The organism is Ornithinibacter aureus (assembly GCF_009858245.1).
GTDB classification, from domain to species: Bacteria; Actinomycetota; Actinomycetes; order Actinomycetales; family Dermatophilaceae; genus Fodinibacter; species Fodinibacter aureus.
This window is the reverse complement of the sequence record NZ_VMSB01000001.1, coordinates 1384013-1400032: the sequence shown is the minus strand read 5'-3', so window position 1 is coordinate 1400032 and position 16020 is coordinate 1384013. Positions and strand designations below refer to the sequence as shown.

Here is a 16020-nt window from a genome sequence, read left to right as displayed (position 1 = left end):
GCCCGGGCATCCGGCTCGCCGTCGTTCGTGGGCACGTAGGGTGACGCCATGCCGCTGGACTACCCGATCCACCGCCGCACGCTGCCCAACGGGCTGCGCGTCGTGGTGAGCCCCGACCACACCGTCCCGAACGTCACGGTCAACCTGTGGGTGGGGGTGGGGTCGCGCCACGAGTCGCCCGGTCGCACCGGCTTCGCCCACCTCTTCGAGCACCTGATGTTCCAGGGATCGAAGAACGTGCCGAGCGGTGAGCACTTCGAGGCGCTCATGGCCCAGGGCGGCCGGTTGAACGCGACGACCTGGTTCGACCGCACGAACTACTTCGAGACCGTGCCGAAGGGGGCCGTCGAACTGGCCCTGTGGCTGGAGGCCGACCGGCACGGGCACCTGCTTGACGCCGTGACCCAGGAGAACCTGGACAACCAGCGCGACGTGGTCAAGGAGGAGAAGCGCCAGCGCTATGACAACCAGCCCTACGGCAACGCCCTGATCGACGTCTACGCCGCGACCTTCCCCGAGGGCCACCCCTACCACCACCCGACCATCGGGTCGATGGAGGACCTCGACGCCGCGAGCCTGGCCGACGTGCACGCGTTCTTCCGGGCGCACTACGGGCCGGACAACACGGTGCTCACGCTGTGCGGTGACATCACGCCCGAGCAGGGGTTCGAGCTCGTCGAGCGCCACTTCGGGCCGTTGCCGGCCAGCGCGGAGCCGCGCCGGGAGAACCACCCGCAGCTCGGGCCGCTGGCCCAGCCGGTGCGGGTCGAGCGGCGCGAGAGCGTGCCCAACGACCGGCTGCACATCGCGTTCCGCCTGCCCGTCGACGAGACCGAAGAGTTCCTCGCGGCGGCCGTGGCGCTCGACGCCATCGGCGGGCTCAGCACGTCGCGGCTCGTTCGTCGTCTCGTGCGGCGCGAGCAGATCGCCCTGGGCGCCCACGCCACCGCGTGGGGGTTCGTCGACGGCGCGTCCCTCGGGTTCGTCGTGCTCGACGTCGCGCCCGGGCAGGACCCGGATGCCGTCGAAGCCGCCTTCGTCGAGGAGCTGACCGCATTCCTCGCCAGCGGGCCGACGGCCGTCGAGCTCGAGGCGTCCCTGGCGCAGTCCGAGCGGTCGTGGCTGTCGGCGCTGGCCAGCCAGGAGGAGCGGGCCGACGCCATCAGCCACCACCTGCTGCTCCACGACGACCCCGAGGTCGTCAACACCCACCTCGACCGGCTACAGGAGGTGACCGCCGAGCAGGTGCTCGCCGCGGCGCGCCGCTGGCTGCAGCCGCAGAGCCGCGCCGTCGTCGCCTACCTGTCAGCCCCGGCTGACGATGACGCTGTCGGCGACGATGCCGAAGACTCTGCCGGCGACTCGGATGCCGGTGCGAACGAGGAGGAGGTCGCGTGAGCACCGCCCGACCGCAGGTGACCCCGCCCCAACCGTGGGCCTTCCCCGTTCCGACCGAACACGTGCTCACCAACGGGGTGCGGGTGCTCCTGCACGACCTGCCCGGTCAGTACGTGCTCTCGTTGCGGGTCGTCGTTCCGTTGGCGGTGTCCGCCGAGCCCGCCGGCAAGCAGGGCATCGCCTCGATGACTGCGCGCCTGCTCGACGAGGGCACGGCGTCCCTGACGTCCGACGAGTTCGCCGAGCTCATGGAGCGCCACGGCATGGTGCTCGGTGCCGGGGTCTCCGACGGCGGCCTGCTCGTCGACGTCGACGTCTCGCAGCGCCACCTCGCCACCGCCGCCGGCCTGCTCACCCAGGCCCTGGCCGCACCGGCCTTCCCCGAGGACGAGGTGCGCCGCATCCTGCGCAACCGGCTCGCCGAGATCGAGCAGGAGCGGGCCTCCTCGGCGCACCGCGCCGGCAAGGAGTTCGCCCGCACCCTGTGGGACCCGACCGACCGGGCGAGCCTCCCCACGGGTGGCACCCCGGAGTCGATCGGTGCGCTCACCCGCGACGACCTCATCGAGTTCCACGCCACCCACGTCGGGCCGGCCGGGGCCACCGTGGTGCTCGCCGGCGACCTCACCGACGTCGACGCTCTGGCGGTGCTCGAGGCGACCCTCGGCACGTGGTCGGCGCCGCGCCACCAGCCAGCGCCACGGCCGGTGCCCCCGGTTCCCGCGGCGGATGCCGCCCGCGTCGTCGTCGTGGATCGTCCTGGCTCGGTGCAGACCGAGATCGTCGTCGGTCGCCCCGGCCCCGACCGCTCCACCTCCCACGGGTGGGCCCCGCACCCCGTGTTGTCGTTCATCCTCGGTGGATCGCCGAGCGCCCGGATCGACGCGGTCCTGCGCGAGGAGAAGGGGTACACCTACGGCATCCGCTCGACCTTCAGACCACGGGTGGCCGGCGGCACGTTCGTGACGTCGGGATCGGTGCGCTCGGAGGTCACGGGCGAGTCGGTCGAGATCCTGCTCGGCATCCTCGACGGTGCGCGCGACGGGTTCACCGACGCCGAACTGCGCACCGGGGTCGACTACGTCGCCATGACCGCCCCCGGCCGCTACGCCACAGCGGATGCCGTGGCCGACGAGAGCGCGACGCTCGCCCTCGAGGGTCTTCCCGGCGACTTCACGACGCGCAACCTGCGCGCGGTCAACGCCCTGACCCTGGATGACCTCGACGCCGCGTACGGCCGGGTCGTCACGGGGGAGTGGACCGTGGTTCTCGTCGGTGACGCCGCCCAGATCGTGCCGCAGCTGGACGGTCGGGTCACCGGGGCGGTGACCACGGTTGACCTCTGACGTCGAGCCCGACGCGGGGGCATCCGATGCTGGGGTCTCTCGCTCGATGGTGATGGCCTCACCGATCGGGCGTCTCGAGCTCGTCGAAGCGCGAGGTGCGCTCACCGGCATCCGGTTCGACGCGCCAGCGGACGGCACCGCCGGCCACGAGCGCGGCGGGTCGCCGGTCCTCACGGCGGCACATCGGCAGCTCAGCGAGTACTTCGAGGGCCGCCGCCGGGAGTTCGACCTGCCGCTTCGCCCGGCAGGGACCGACTTCCAGCGGCGGGTGTGGGACGTGCTCGCGACGCTGCCGTGGGGAGCCACGACGACCTACGGAGAGATCGCCAACCGGTTGGGGCTGCCGCCGGGTGCGTCGAGGGCTGTGGGGGCGGCCAACGGGGCCAACCCGATCCCCATCGTGCTGCCCTGCCACCGGGTCATCGGCTCGAACGGCACGCTCACCGGGTACGCGGGCGGGGTGGAGCGCAAGGCGATGCTGCTGCGCCTCGAGGGTGTGGCCAGCGAGGCCGACCAGGCCTTCCTCTTCTAGCGACTTCTTGCACTCCAGCCACCTGCGGGCAGGGCCTCATCAGGTGGCTGGCGTGCAATCAGTGCAGGTCAGGGGAGGCCGATGCGGCGCAGGACCTCGTCGTGCAGGATGCCGTTGGTCGCCACCGCGTTGTCGCCGAACGGGCCGTCGACCCCGGCCAGTGAGGTGAAACGCCCACCGGCCTCGGTGACGATCGGCACCAGGGCTGCCATGTCGTGCAGGCCGAGCTCGGGTTCGGCGGCGATGTCGACGGAGCCCTCGGCGAGGAGCATGTAGGACCAGAAGTCGCCGAACGCGCGCTCCCGCCAGCACTCGCGGGCGAGGTCGAGCACCTCGCGCTCGCGGTCGACGTCGGCCCACGAGGTCCAGCTCGAGCAGGAGATGGAGGCGTCCTCGATCCGTGAAACCGACGAGACGTGGATGCGCTTGGCCGAGGTCAGGCTCTTGCCCGCCCAGGCGCCCGAGCCCAGGGCCGCCCACCAGCGCCGGCCCAGCGCGGGCGCGGCCACCAGGCCGATGACCGGGACCCCGTCGTCGACGAGGGCGATGAGGGTCGCCCACACCGGCACGCCGCGTACGTAGTTGTGCGTGCCGTCGATCGGGTCGACGATCCACTGGCGGGCGCTGGTGCCGGTGGGGTCGAACTCCTCACCGATGACCGCGTCGCGAGGTCTGGTGCGCGCCAGCTGGCCCCGGATGAGCTCCTCGGCGTCGCGATCGGCGTCGCTGACCAGGGTCAGGTCCGGCTTGGACTCCACCCGCAGGTCCTCGGCCCGAAACCGTGCCGTCGTGACCCGCTCCACGGCATCCGCGAGGACGTGGGCGAGTCGAAGATCGTCGTCGTAGGCGCGCACGAGGCCCAACCTAGCGGCCGCGGCCGAAGATTCTTCGGCCCCGCACCGATCTGGTAGCGCTTCGGTCACAATCCCATCTCGGCCGCACCTAATGCTTCCGTTGAGGGAATGGATGGGCTTCTATGGTGAGCGCACGCTTTCTGAAGAGAGCGCGCACTGGTGGGAGACACCCGATCGGGGGCTCTCATCAACGATGGCCATCCGACACCGGGTGGCGACACCACTTTCACGTAGGAGGACACCCATGCGAGGAACCACTCGCACGGTCGCGGTTGCGGCAATGTCTGCAGTCGCCCTGCTCGCCGCTGGTTGCGGTAGCGGCGGCAGCGAGCCGGAGGCCACGACGGAAGCCAAGACGGGCGGCGAGATCACCGTTCGCGGCTGCAACCCGGAGAACCCGCTCGTTCCGAGCAACACGACGGAGACCTGTGGCGGCAACGTCATTGACGCCGTGTTCTCCAAGCTCGTCCACTACAACGCCGAGACCGCGAAGCCCGAGATGGAGATCGCCGAGTCGATCGAGACGACCGACAACCAGAACTTCACTGTCAAGCTCAAGAGCGGCTGGAAGTTCCACGACGGCACCGACATCAAGGCCAAGAACTTCGTCGACGCGTGGAACTACGCCGCGTACGGCCCCAACGCCCAGAGCTCCGGCTACTTCATGGAGCCGATCGAGGGCTTCGGCGACACCCAGTGCGCCGGCACCGCGAACCCCGACGACCCGTGCGAGGGCTTCACGCCCAAGTCCGAGACCCTGAGCGGCCTCGCCGTCGTCGACGACACCACCTTCACGATCAAGACCACGGAGAAGGTTGCCAACCTTCCCGTGCGCCTCGGCTACTCGGCCTTCGCCCCGCTCCCGGACGCGTTCTTCGCGGACCCGGCCGCCTTCGGCGACAAGCCGATCGGCTCCGGCCCCTACAAGCTGGACTCCTGGACCAAGGAGCAGTCGATCGAGCTGTCCAAGTTCGCCGACTACGCCGGTGACTTCGGCGGCAAGGTCGACAAGATCTCGTTCAAGATCTACCAGGACGCCGACTCGGCCTACAACGACGTCCTCGCCAACAACCTCGACATCACTGACGAGATCCCGGCGAGCGCCCTGATCGACGACAAGTACAAGACCGACCTGCCCGACCGCAACGCGCAGAAGGAGACCGGCGTCATCCAGACGGTCACCGTCGCACCGGTCAAGGTCGACCCGGACCTCGCCGACCCGAAGCTGCGCCAGGCGATCTCGATGGCGATCGACCGCGAGACCATCATCAAGCAGATCTTCAACAACACCCGCGTGCCGGCCACCGGCTGGGTGTCCCCGGTCGTCGACGGCTACAAGGCCGACGTCTGCGGTGAGTACTGCGTCTACGACGCCGCCAAGGCCAAGGCCCTGTACGACGAGGCCGGCGGCTTCAAGGGTGACAAGATCACGTTGTCCTACAACGCTGACGCCGCTCACAAGGAGTGGACCGAGGCGACCTGCAACAGCATCAAGCAGGCGCTCGGCGTCGAGTGCGTCGCCACCGGCGTCGTCGACTTCGCCACCTTCCGCACCGAGATCGGTGAGCGCAAGATGAAGGGCCTGTTCCGCACGGGCTGGCAGATGGACTACCCGTCGATCGAGAACTTCCTGGCCCCGATCTTCGCGACCGGTTCCTCCTCGAACGATGGCGACTACTCCAACCCGGCCTTCGACAAGCTCCTCACCGAGGCCGCTGCCGAGACCGACGCCGCCGCGTCCAACGCCAAGTACCAGGAGGCCGAGGCGCTGCTCACCCAGGACATGCCCTCCATCCCCATGTGGTACGGCAAGACCACGATGGGCTGGTCGGACAAGGTCACCGGTGTGAAGATCACCGCCTTCGGGACGATCGACTTCTCCTCGGTCTCCGTGAAGTGATGTAGCCGGGCCAACTGGTCCGACACCGAACACCATCGTCGGCCTGCCAGCACCTGTTGGCAGGCCGACGGTTGTGTCGGCAGCGATGGTCGGTGGCGCCCCGGGTATCCGCCCGCCTCGCCGTGGGCTAGGTTCATCCCCGGGTACATCCGAGACGACGCCGTCCGGTCTGACACAGACGGCTCTAGACGCAAGGAGGTGACGTGGGCACCTACATCATTCGTCGACTGCTGCAGATGATCCCGGTGATCCTGGGAGCGACGTTCCTCATCTTCACGATGGTCTTCGCCCTTCCCGGCGACCCGCTGGCCGGCAAGTGCGGGGAGCGGCCCTGCCCCCCCGCATACGCAGCGGAGTTCCGCGAGCGCTACAACCTCAACGACCCGCTACCGGTCCAGTACGCCAAGTACGTGGCCAACCTCGCCCAGGGTGACCTCGGCGAGACGAGCAACGGCATCCCCGTTCTCGACCAGCTGAAGGCCCGCTATCCCGTCACGGCGAAGCTCGCGCTCATGGCCATCGCGTTCGAGGCGATCATCGGCATCTTCGTCGGTGTGCTGACAGGTATCCGAAAAGGTGGCTTCCTCGACAATCTGGTCCTCATCTCCACCCTGGTCGTCATCTCGATCCCCGTGTTCGTCATCGGTGGTGTCAGCCAGTACTTCGTGGGAGTGAAGCTGGGGTGGTTCCCGGTGACCGTGACATCGGCGAACCCCTCGTTCTACGAGCTGATGCTGCCGGCCATGGTCCTGGGGTCGCTGTCGCTGGCCTACGTGTCCCGCCTGATGCGCACGAGCCTTGTCGAGAACCTGCGCGCCGACTACCTGCGCACGGCGGTGGCCAAGGGCCTCACGCGCCGGCGCGCCGTTGGTCTCCACGCGCTCCGCAACTCCATGATCCCTGTCATCACCTTCATCGGCTTCGACTTCGGCGCCCTGCTCGGTGGTGCGATCGTCACCGAGGCCATCTTCAACATCCCCGGCATCGGCGGTTACCTCTTCCGCTCGATCCGGGCCCGTGACGGCGCGTCCGTCGTCGGCACGGTCACCGTGCTCGTCATCGTGTACCTGTTCGTCAACCTGCTCGTGGACCTGCTCTACGGCCTGCTCGACCCGAGGATCAGCCATGACTGAAGCTGCTGTCGTCGTCTCCGAGACCGTCGCCCCCGGCGGGTCGTCGGACGAGAACCGCTCGCTCGCGTCGGACGCCTGGCGCTCGCTGCGCAAGAACCCGATCTTCTGGGCTTCCGCCGTGCTCATCACCATCTTCGTGACGATGGCGATCTTCCCGGGGCTGTTCACGAGCACCGACCCTCGAGATGCCGTCCTTGCCGAGTCCCGGTCCCGGCCCGGTGACGGCACGTGGTTCGGCCGCGACATCCAGGGCTACGACATCTACGCCCGATGCATCTACGGTGCGCGGGCCTCGATCCTCGTCGGGGTGCTCACGACCGTCATCACCGTCGGGGTCGGCGGCTTCATCGGGATCATGTCCGGTTACCTGGGCGGCGCGTGGGATGCCGTGATGTCGCGCATCGGTGACATCTTCTTCGCCATCCCCCTGCTGCTCGGCGCCATCATCTTCCTGGTCTCGCTGCCCGACTTCTTCAACGCCAACACCTTCCTGAGCGCGCTCAAGGTGTCCCTGGCGCTGGCGGTCCTCGGCTGGCCGAGCATGGCTCGCCTGATGCGCAGCAGCGTCATCCAGGTCAAGCCGAACGACTACGTGCAGGCGGCCCGTGCCCTCGGTGCGAGCCCCTCGCGGATCGTGCGTTCGCACATCCTGCCGAACTCGGTGGCACCGCTGATCGTCGTCGCGACGATCGCGCTCGGTGGCTACATCGCCGCCGAGGCGACGCTGTCGTTCCTCGGCATCGGCCTGCAGGCGCCCGCCGTCTCGTGGGGCATCGACATCAGTGCCGCGCTGGTGGGCCTGCGCACGACCCCGCACATGTTGTTCTTCCCCAGTCTCTTCCTGTCGCTGGCCGTGCTCGGCTTCATCCTCCTCGGAGATGCCGTGCGCGATGCCCTCGACCCGAAGAACCGTTGAGCCGTCGGAGGCCCCATGACCACCACTCAGGACACCAGGAGCTCGAGCAGCTACACCCCGACAGACGGGCTGCTGCTCGAGGTCGAGGACCTCCATGTCGAGTTCCACACCCCCGACGGCATCGCGACCGCCATCAACGGCGTCAGCTTCGAACTGCGCCAGGGCGAGTCGCTCGCCATCCTCGGCGAGTCCGGGTCGGGCAAGTCCGTGACGGCGCAGGCCATCATGGGCATCCTCGACATGCCACCGGCCGTCATCCCGAAGGGCCACATCCGCTACTGCGGTCAGGACCTGCTGACGATGCCCGAGGAGCAGCGGCGCAAGACCCGCGGCCCCGAGGTCTCGATGATCTTCCAGGACGCCCTGTCCTCGTTGAACCCCGTCTTCCCGGTGGGGTGGCAGATCGCCGAGATGTTCCGGGTCCACCGCGGCCTGAACAAGAGCGACGCTCTCGAGAAGGCCATCGGCCTCATGGAGCGGGTCTCGATCCCGGCGGCGCGCGAGCGGGTCAAGGCCTATCCGCACCAGTTCTCGGGGGGTATGCGTCAGCGCATCATGATCGCGATGGCCATCGCCCTCGACCCCGCGGTGCTGATCGCTGACGAGCCGACCACGGCTCTCGACGTCACGGTGCAGGCCCAGATCATGGCCCTGCTCCAGGAGCTGCAGGAAGAGCGCCACATGGGCCTCATCCTCATCACCCACGACCTGGGTGTCGTGGCCGATGTCGCCGACCGCATCGCGGTCATGTACGCCGGGCGCCTGGTCGAGACCGCTGACGTGCACGAGCTCTACGCCGCGCCGGCACACCCGTACACCAAGGGCCTGCTCGACTCGATCCCGCGACTGGACCAGAAGGGCCAGACCCTCGCGGCCATCGGCGGGCTGCCGCCCAACCTGCTGCGCATCCCGCCGGGCTGCCCCTTCAACCCCCGCTGCCACCTGGCGCGCGACCTGTGTCGCACCGACCTCCCGGCTCTGCGCGAGGTCACCCCGGGTCGTTTCTCCGCCTGCCACTACGCCGAGGAGGTCGTCAATGCCTGAAGTCATTCTCAGCGCGCAGGACCTGGTCAAGCACTACCCGATCAAGAAGGGTGTTCTTCGGCGCACCGTCGGTCAGGTCAAGGCCGTCGACGGCGTGAGCTTCGACCTGCACCAGGGCGAGACCCTGGGCATCGTCGGCGAGTCCGGGTGCGGCAAGTCGACCCTCGGCCGGTTGCTCATGCGGCTCGAGGAACCGACGTCGGGCAAGGTGATCTTCGGCGGCGACGACTGGAGTGCCGCCACCGGCCGTGATCTGCGCCGGATGCGACGCGACATCCAGATCGTCTTCCAGGACCCGTACACCTCGCTCAACCCCCGGATGACCGTCGGCGACATCGTCGGCGAGCCCTTCGAGATCCACCCCGACGTCGTCCCCAAGGGCGGGCGCCGCAAGCGGGTTCAGGAGCTGCTCGACCTCGTGGGCCTGAACCCCGAGCACATCAACCGGTACCCACACCAGTTCTCCGGCGGTCAGCGCCAGCGCATCGGCATCGCCCGAGGCATCGCGCTCAACCCCAAGGTGCTCGTCTGCGACGAACCGGTCTCGGCTCTCGACGTCTCGGTGCAGGCGCAGGTCGTCAACCTCATGGAGAAGCTCCAGGACGAGCTCGGCCTGGCCTATGTGTTCATCGCCCACGACCTGTCGGTGGTGCGGCACATCTCGGACCGGGTCGGCGTCATGTACCTCGGCCGGATGGCAGAGCTCGGCGAGGAGGACGAGGTCTACACCCGTCCGACTCACCCGTACACCCAAGCACTGCTCTCCGCGGTGCCGGTTCCCGATCCGACCCTGCGCGGCAAGCGCGAGCAGATCGTGCTCGTCGGCGACGTGCCGTCGCCGGCGAACCCCCCGTCCGGATGCCGTTTCCACACCCGCTGCTGGAAGGCCCAGGACCGCTGCAGGACCGAGGAACCTCAGCTCGAGCAGCGCCCGGACGGGGTCGGGGTGCATCATTCCGCGTGTCACTTCGCCGAGCCGCGGGTCATCGTCGAGACCGTCGACGTCTCTGGCGTCGTGCCCGACGAGCGGTTCGCGTCCACCGACGTGCACGACACCGACATCGCCGGTGACGCACCGGCCGATCTCCAGCAGATGATCGATCGGTCCGAGGCGTCCTCGGGTGACCAGGCGTATGCCCCGCAGGACACCACTCGCCTCATCGACGAGCAGCGCGGGGACCACCGCCCTCCGACCGCCTAACCCCCAGGCACCCGACTTCGTGCGACTTGTGCGCGCGGATGCGCCGCGGAGAGCGCGATCTGCGCACTTAAGTCGCACGAAGTCGGGAGTGTGTCGTGGCTGGTGGCTGGTGGCTGGTGGCTGGTGGCTGGGGTGCTAGAAGTCGGGGTTGTCAGTCGGTGGTGGGGGCTGAACGGGCCCGCAGCAACCGGCGCAGCGAGTCCAGCCGCGCGGCACCGGCCGGCCCGGCATCCCCGCTGGCGACCCAGGCGTCGAGGCCGCACTCGGGCTCGTCGTGGGTGCACCCCCGCGGGCACCTGGCCGTGCCCGGCTCGAGGTCGGCGAAGTGGTGCACGATGCGGCTCAGGTCGACGTGGGCCAACCCGAAGGAACGCACCCCGGGCGTGTCGATGACCCACCCGTCGTCGTCGGGTAGCGCGAGCGCGACGGCCGAGGAGGAGGTGTGCCGCCCTCGACCGGTCACGTCGTTGACCACACCTGTCGCCCGCAGGGCCTGCGGCACGAGCGCGTTGACGAGCGTGGACTTGCCGACGCCGGAGTGACCGACGAGCACGCTGACCCGCCCCGACAACGCCTCACGCAGCGCGTCGAGACCGTCGGTGCCGACGTCGCGGCGGGCGGTGACGACGTGCCGCACCGACAGCGGTGCGTACTGGTCCAGGAAGGGGCCCGGATCGGTCAGGTCCGCCTTGGTGAGGACGAGAAGTGGCTCCATGCCGGCGTCGTAGGCGGCGACGAGGCAACGATCGATGAGGCGGGGCCTCGGCTCCGGGTTGGCCAGCGCGGAGACGACGACGAGCTGGTCGGCGTTGGCGACGAGCACCCGCTCGACGGGGTCGGTGTCGTCAGCCGTACGGCGCAGGACGGTCTCGCGGGGCTGGACCCGCACGATCCGGGCGAGGCTGCCCTCAGCCCCGCTGGTGTCGCCGACGACGTCGACGCGGTCGCCGACGACGATGCCCTTGCGGCCGAGTTCCCGCGCGCGCATGGCCATGACGACGTGCCGATCGCTGCCGTCGCCGACGAGCGTGGTGTAGCGGCCACGGTCGACGGTGATGACCTGACCGGGCACGGCGTCCTCGTGGGCCGGGCGGTCCTTGCTGCGCGGTCGTGAGCCCCTGCGGTTGGGGCGAATCCGCACGTCGGACTCGTCGTAGTCCCGCGAGGAGCGCGCCATCACCGCTCCGCCGTGGCCCGCTCGGACAGCATGCACTCCCACAGCGTCGTGAACTCGGGCATCGTCTTCGCGACGGTGCCGACGTCCTCGACGACGACACCCGGCACGACGAGCCCGAGCACGGCCCCGGCCATCACCATGCGGTGGTCGGCGTAGGTGTGGAACCGGCCTGCGCGCAGCGGAGCCGGGGTGATCCTCAGCCCGTCCTCGGTCTCGACGACCTGCGCTCCGAGCGCGGTCAGCTCGGTGCGCAGCGCCGCGAGCCGGTCGGTCTCGTGGCCCCGGATGTGCGCGACACCGCGGATGACGCTCGGCGCCTGCGCCAGCGCACACAGCGCCGCCACCACCGGGGTCAGCTCGCTCGAGTCGTGCAGGTCGACGTCGATGCCGGCGATCCCGTCGCCTGCCGTGACGGTCAGGCCGCCCCGGTCGAGCACGACCTCGGCCCCCATCATGTCGAGGACGTCACGCAGGAAGTCGCCACCCTGGGTCGTGTACTGCGGCCAGCCGGGCACGTGGACCCGGCCGCCGGTGACGAGGGCCGCCGCGAGGAACTGGGCCGCGTTCGACAGGTCGGGCTCGACCTGGACGTCGAGCGCGTTGATCTCACTGGGCTCGACCCGCCAGGTGTGCACCTCGCCGTCGTCGACGACGACCCCGGCGTCGCGCAACGTCTCGACCGTCATCTCGATGTGCGGCAGGCTCGGCAGGGCCTTGCCGTCGTGGTGCACGGTGACGCCCTCGTCGAAGCGGGCCGAGGACAGCAGCAGCCCGGAGACGAACTGCGAGGACGCCGAGGCGTCCAGGGTCACGGAGCCACCGGGCACCCGGCCCCGCCCGTTCACGGTGAACGGCAGGCTGCCGGTGCCGCCGTCGTCGAGGTCGACGCCGAGGGCTCGCAACGCGCCGATCACCGGGGCCATCGGCCGCTGGCGGGCGTGGGGGTCACCGTCGAAACGAACCGGCCCGGACGCGAGACCGGCAAGCGGGGGGACGAAGCGCATGACGTTGCCGGCGAGGCCGCAGTCGACCTGGCCACCACCGCGCACCGGGCCGGGAGTGACGATCCAGTCGCCGCCGGGGACGTCCTCGATCTCGGCGCCGAGCGTGCGCAAGGCCCCGGCCATGAGCAGCGTGTCGCGCGAACGCAACGGTGCCCGCAGGCGTGACGCGTCGTTCGCGAGGGCAGCCAGCACGAGGTAGCGGTTGGTGAGGGACTTGCTGCCGGGGAGGACGACGCGCGCGTCAACCGGCCCGTCAGCGCTCGGCGCGGCCCAATCAGCTGAGGGCATGCTGAGCCTGGACCGCCTTCAACTTCGTCTCGCGAGCCGCGGCACGTGCCGCGTGGCGGGCTTCGCGGCGCGTGGTGCGCACCGCCCGGTGGGCGCTGTCGCTCGCGAGGTGGGCCCGATAGGCCAGCCCGGGCTTGCCCTCGGTGTCGACGGCCGCAAGGAGCAGGCCGCCGAGCAGGCCGAGGTTCTTCAGGAACTGCACCTTCTGACGCTCGCGCACCTCGGGGTCCTGCTCCTTCCAGAACGCGTGTGCCGCAACTGTGGTCGGCACCAGGGTCACGGCGAGCACGCTCGAGGCCACGCGCGGGAGGTGCCCCGTCGCCAGCAGCGCGCCAGCGCCGACCATGGCCATCCCGTTCGCGCGGATGAGCAGTTCGGGGTCGTCAGGCAGCCCTGCGCGGGGGCCGACCTTCGCCAGCAGCGGGCCGGCGGTCTTCGCCTTCGCCGCGGGGTGCTTGAACTGGTCGATGCCGCCGGCGACGAAGATGGCGGCGAGCAGGGGTCTGGCGACTCGACGAACGAGTGTCATGGGGTCTCCGGTCGGTTCCGTCGATTGAGGACGTGCTCTTCCTACGGTAGTTCCTCCCGAAGCCCCTGCGTAGATTGGGCGTATGTGTGGTCGTTATGCCGCGACAGCCAATCCGGACGAGCTCGTGCTCGAGTTCGAGGTCGACGACGACCGCACGGGGGAGCCCACGCGCAGCATCCTCGTCTCCCCGCAGGAACCGCCCCCCGGGCGACCCGACCACAACGTCGCCCCGACCAAGCAGGCCCCCGTGGTGCTGGAACGTCCACCGCGCGATGACCGGGACGCTCCAGCGGTTCGCCAGCTGAGGTTGCTCACGTGGGGGTTGGTCCCCAGCTGGGCCAAGGACACCCGTGGCGGTGCCCGGATGATCAACGCCCGGGTCGAGTCCGTGGCCGAGAAACCGTCGTTCGCCAAGGCCCTCGCGACGAGGCGTGCACTGGTCCCGGCACGGGGGTGGTACGAGTGGCAGGTCTCGCCGACCGCCCTGGACGCCAAGGGCAAACCCCGCAAGCAGCCGTTCTTCACCGCGCGGGTCGACGGCGCCAGCGTCGCCATGGCGGGGCTCTACGAGTTCTGGCGCGACCGCTCGGTGGCCGACCCCGACGACCCGATGGCCTGGCTCACGACCTTCACGGTGATCACCGGGCCCGCAGAGCCGGGTCTCGACCGGATCCATGACCGAGCCCCCATCGTCCTCGACCCACGCCACTGGGACGCCTGGCTCGATCCCGCGACGGGGGCTGCCGAGGTCATGGGCCTGCTCGAGCCGTCACCGCCGGGCCGTTTCACCGCCTGGCCGGTGTCACCCGCCGTGAGCAGCAACCGGTCCAACGGCGCGCACCTGCTCGACCCGCTGCCCGAGGACCAGCTCGTCGGCGTGGTCGATCCCGTGACGGGTGAGGTCATCGGGGCGCCGCGATGACCCGCCGAGAGAGGACCGCGATCGTAGAGACCCCCGACGGGCCCGCGCGCGCCACCGTGACCCAGCCCGACGGCATCCCGCTCGGCCTGCTCGTCCTCGGGCACGGTGCCGGCGGGCTGCGCTGGACCGACGACGTGACCGTGAGCAGGGATGCTGCGGCGGATGCCGGGTGGGCGGTCGCGCTCGTCGACCAACCGTGGCGCGTGGCCGGGCGGCGCATCGGGGGCCGGCCGGCATCCCTGGACCGCGCCTGGCTCGCGGTGCTCCCGACCCTGCACGCTCACCGCCCGAGCGGGGGACCTCTCGTCGTCGGGGGGCGCAGCGCAGGAGCCCGGGTCGCCTGCCGCACGGCTGCCGAGGTCAAGGCAGACGCGGTGCTGGCGCTGTCGTTCCCGCTGCACCCGCCCGGTCGTCCCGAGCGCTCGCGAGGTGAGGAACTGCGTGAACCGGGCCGGCACGGCATCCCCGTTCACGTGGTCCAGGGGGCGAGCGACGCGTTCGGAACACCCGAGGAGGTGCGCGAGATACTCACGGGAGCAGCCGTGCACGAGGTTCCGGGCACCCATTCTCTCGAACGCTCCGCGGCCCTTGTCGCACGGGCGGTGACCTCCGCCCTGTCGCGGTGCTGACCTCCGCGCTCAGGCATCCCGGGGGAATGTCGCGCGGGGAGGTGGTGTTGACCGACCTGTTCCGACGTTCGCCCTCCGAAAGGTTCGACACCGTGCTCGTCCTCGACACCACGGCCCCGCGCCGGGCCCGGATAGGCTGGGAAGTGATGACCACTCCAACCACGCCCGTCGACGAGAGCCCTGCCGAGCCGATCGACGTCGCCACCGAGTCCACGGCAGAGCGTCAGGCCCGCTTCGAGCGTGAGGCCCTGCCGCTCCTCGACCAGTTGTACGCCGCAGCGATGCGCACCACCCGCAACCCGGCGGATGCCGAGGACCTCCTCCAGGAGACCTACGCCAAGGCGTACGCCGCCTTCCACCAGTACCAGCCGGGAACCAACCTCAAGGCGTGGATGTACCGCATCCTCACCAACACCTACATCAACACCTACCGCAAGAAGCAGCGCGAGCCGTTGCAGTCCGACGCGGCCGAGGTGGAGGACTACCAGCTGGCGCGGGCAGAGTCGCACACCGGCACCGGGCTGAAGTCCGCGGAGACCCAGGCGCTGGAGCACCTTCCTGACTCCGAGGTCAAGCGGGCCCTGCAGGAGCTCCCGGACGACTTCCGGATGGCCGTGTACCTCGCCGACGTCGAGGGCTTCGCCTACAAGGAGATCGCAGAGATCATGGGCACGCCCATCGGCACCGTGATGTCCCGTCTGCACCGTGGCCGCCGTCAGCTGCGTGCGCTGCTCACCGACTACGCCCGCGAGCGTGGCTTCGGGACCCAGGAGGAGTCATGACCCTTGACGCCAACGACACCCATGTCGGCCACGGTGACTGCTCCGAGGTCCTGCACCGGATCTTCGAGTACCTCGACGGCGAGATGAGCGCCGACGACGTTCGGCGGGTCGCCGCTCACCTCGGTGAGTGCCAGCCCTGTCTGGCCGAGCACGACCTCGACGTGGCCCTCAAGCAGGTGGTGCGGCGCTCGTGCCAGGGGGAGACCGCGCCCATGGCCGTCAGGACCCAGATCATGGCCCGCATCACCATGATCCAGGTGGAGAACGAGCGCTGACCGCAGCCAGGACGGGGCCACGCGCCACGAACGGGCCACCCACGACGCAGAACACCCGGCATGCCAGATGGCGTGCCGGGTGTTTCGTCG

Annotated in this window: 16 protein-coding genes; 12 read left to right on the top strand and 4 right to left on the bottom strand. The window is 69.8% G+C overall.

Annotated elements, in window-relative coordinates; translation table 11 throughout:
* The first annotated feature begins 48 nt into the window (after positions 1–48).
* Genes C8E84_RS06600 through C8E84_RS06590 form a run of 3 tightly spaced genes read left to right on the top strand, consistent with a single transcriptional unit; the run spans position 49 to position 3276 of the window.
* Positions 49–1398, top strand: coding sequence for a M16 family metallopeptidase (locus C8E84_RS06600; RefSeq protein WP_159900544.1), 1350 nt, complete (start codon positions 49–51; stop codon positions 1396–1398).
* Positions 1395–2744 (top strand): M16 family metallopeptidase, encoded by a 1350-nt coding sequence (locus tag C8E84_RS06595; protein WP_159900542.1) that lies wholly within the window; start codon positions 1395–1397, stop codon positions 2742–2744. Before C8E84_RS06600 ends, C8E84_RS06595 begins: the two co-directional genes overlap by 4 nt.
* Positions 2734–3276: a methylated-DNA--[protein]-cysteine S-methyltransferase gene (locus C8E84_RS06590; protein WP_246196822.1), complete on the top strand. Its 543-nt coding sequence runs from the start codon at positions 2734–2736 to the stop codon at positions 3274–3276. Before C8E84_RS06595 ends, C8E84_RS06590 begins: the two co-directional genes overlap by 11 nt.
* Positions 3277–3344: 68 nt before the next feature.
* On the opposite strand, the gene hisN is transcribed toward C8E84_RS06590, so the two are convergent.
* Complete coding sequence (hisN, locus tag C8E84_RS06585) at positions 3345–4130, bottom strand: histidinol-phosphatase (protein WP_159900540.1); 786 nt, start codon at positions 4128–4130, stop codon at positions 3345–3347.
* Positions 4131–4410: 280 nt separating this feature from the next.
* Between hisN and C8E84_RS06580 the strand changes: the two genes are divergently transcribed.
* The 5 genes from C8E84_RS06580 to C8E84_RS06560 all read left to right on the top strand — a co-directional run bounded on the left by C8E84_RS06580 (position 4411) and on the right by C8E84_RS06560 (position 10324).
* Complete coding sequence (locus C8E84_RS06580; RefSeq protein ID WP_246196821.1) at positions 4411–6030, top strand: peptide ABC transporter substrate-binding protein; 1620 nt, start codon at positions 4411–4413, stop codon at positions 6028–6030.
* A 203-nt stretch (positions 6031–6233) separates the two neighbouring features.
* Positions 6234–7163 carry an ABC transporter permease gene (locus C8E84_RS06575; protein WP_159900537.1) on the top strand — a complete coding sequence of 310 codons (930 nt, stop codon included), beginning with the start codon at positions 6234–6236 and terminating at the stop codon, positions 7161–7163.
* A complete protein-coding gene (locus C8E84_RS06570; RefSeq protein WP_159900535.1) occupies positions 7156–8079 on the top strand; it encodes an ABC transporter permease in 924 nt (307 codons plus the stop codon). Before C8E84_RS06575 ends, C8E84_RS06570 begins: the two co-directional genes overlap by 8 nt.
* A gap of 15 nt (positions 8080–8094) precedes the next feature.
* On the top strand, positions 8095–9123 hold the full coding sequence (locus C8E84_RS06565; RefSeq protein WP_159900533.1) for an ABC transporter ATP-binding protein: 1029 nt from the start codon (positions 8095–8097) through the stop codon (positions 9121–9123).
* Complete coding sequence (locus C8E84_RS06560) at positions 9116–10324, top strand: ABC transporter ATP-binding protein (RefSeq protein ID WP_159900531.1); 1209 nt, start codon at positions 9116–9118, stop codon at positions 10322–10324. Before C8E84_RS06565 ends, C8E84_RS06560 begins: the two co-directional genes overlap by 8 nt.
* Before the next feature lie 151 nt (positions 10325–10475).
* On the opposite strand, the gene rsgA is transcribed toward C8E84_RS06560, so the two are convergent.
* Genes rsgA through C8E84_RS06550 form a run of 3 tightly spaced genes read right to left on the bottom strand, consistent with a single transcriptional unit; the run spans position 10476 to position 13322 of the window.
* Complete coding sequence (rsgA, locus tag C8E84_RS06555; protein WP_211675421.1) at positions 10476–11501, bottom strand: ribosome small subunit-dependent GTPase A; 1026 nt, start codon at positions 11499–11501, stop codon at positions 10476–10478.
* Complete coding sequence (gene aroA / locus C8E84_RS17785) at positions 11501–12793, bottom strand: 3-phosphoshikimate 1-carboxyvinyltransferase (protein WP_211675419.1); 1293 nt, start codon at positions 12791–12793, stop codon at positions 11501–11503. The genes rsgA and aroA overlap by 1 nt, the downstream gene beginning before the upstream one ends.
* Positions 12780–13322, bottom strand: a complete 543-nt coding sequence (locus C8E84_RS06550) for a DoxX family protein (RefSeq protein WP_159900527.1) — start codon at positions 13320–13322, stop codon at positions 12780–12782. Before C8E84_RS06550 ends, aroA begins: the two co-directional genes overlap by 14 nt.
* Positions 13323–13404: 82 nt before the next feature.
* Between C8E84_RS06550 and C8E84_RS06545 the strand changes: the two genes are divergently transcribed.
* The 4 genes from C8E84_RS06545 (at position 13405) to rsrA (ending at position 15930) form a co-directional block, all read left to right on the top strand.
* Positions 13405–14244 (top strand): SOS response-associated peptidase, encoded by an 840-nt coding sequence (locus C8E84_RS06545; RefSeq protein ID WP_159900525.1) that lies wholly within the window; start codon positions 13405–13407, stop codon positions 14242–14244.
* Positions 14241–14873 (top strand): alpha/beta hydrolase family protein, encoded by a 633-nt coding sequence (locus C8E84_RS06540; RefSeq protein WP_159900523.1) that lies wholly within the window; start codon positions 14241–14243, stop codon positions 14871–14873. The genes C8E84_RS06545 and C8E84_RS06540 overlap by 4 nt, the downstream gene beginning before the upstream one ends.
* A 146-nt stretch (positions 14874–15019) precedes the next feature.
* Positions 15020–15655: a sigma-70 family RNA polymerase sigma factor gene (locus C8E84_RS06535; protein ID WP_159900521.1), complete on the top strand. Its 636-nt coding sequence runs from the start codon at positions 15020–15022 to the stop codon at positions 15653–15655.
* Entirely contained in the window at positions 15652–15930 is a 279-nt protein-coding gene (gene rsrA, locus C8E84_RS06530) for a mycothiol system anti-sigma-R factor (protein WP_159900519.1), read from the top strand. The genes C8E84_RS06535 and rsrA overlap by 4 nt, the downstream gene beginning before the upstream one ends.
* The last annotated feature ends 90 nt before the right edge of the window (positions 15931–16020 follow it).

Coding starts and splice junctions, on each gene's coding strand:
- C8E84_RS06535 (WP_159900521.1), top strand. CDS start 15,020: ATGACCACTCCAACCACGCCCGTCGACGAGAGCCCTGCCGAGCCGATC.
- aroA (WP_211675419.1), bottom strand. CDS start 12,793: ATGCCCTCAGCTGATTGGGCCGCGCCGAGCGCTGACGGGCCGGTTGAC.
- C8E84_RS06580 (WP_246196821.1), top strand. CDS start 4,411: ATGTCTGCAGTCGCCCTGCTCGCCGCTGGTTGCGGTAGCGGCGGCAGC.
- C8E84_RS06550 (WP_159900527.1), bottom strand. CDS start 13,322: ATGACACTCGTTCGTCGAGTCGCCAGACCCCTGCTCGCCGCCATCTTC.
- rsrA (WP_159900519.1), top strand. CDS start 15,652: ATGACCCTTGACGCCAACGACACCCATGTCGGCCACGGTGACTGCTCC.
- C8E84_RS06560 (WP_159900531.1), top strand. CDS start 9,116: ATGCCTGAAGTCATTCTCAGCGCGCAGGACCTGGTCAAGCACTACCCG.
- rsgA (WP_211675421.1), bottom strand. CDS start 11,501: ATGGCGCGCTCCTCGCGGGACTACGACGAGTCCGACGTGCGGATTCGC.
- C8E84_RS06565 (WP_159900533.1), top strand. CDS start 8,095: ATGACCACCACTCAGGACACCAGGAGCTCGAGCAGCTACACCCCGACA.
- C8E84_RS06570 (WP_159900535.1), top strand. CDS start 7,156: ATGACTGAAGCTGCTGTCGTCGTCTCCGAGACCGTCGCCCCCGGCGGG.
- C8E84_RS06545 (WP_159900525.1), top strand. CDS start 13,405: ATGTGTGGTCGTTATGCCGCGACAGCCAATCCGGACGAGCTCGTGCTC.
- C8E84_RS06540 (WP_159900523.1), top strand. CDS start 14,241: ATGACCCGCCGAGAGAGGACCGCGATCGTAGAGACCCCCGACGGGCCC.
- C8E84_RS06600 (WP_159900544.1), top strand. CDS start 49: ATGCCGCTGGACTACCCGATCCACCGCCGCACGCTGCCCAACGGGCTG.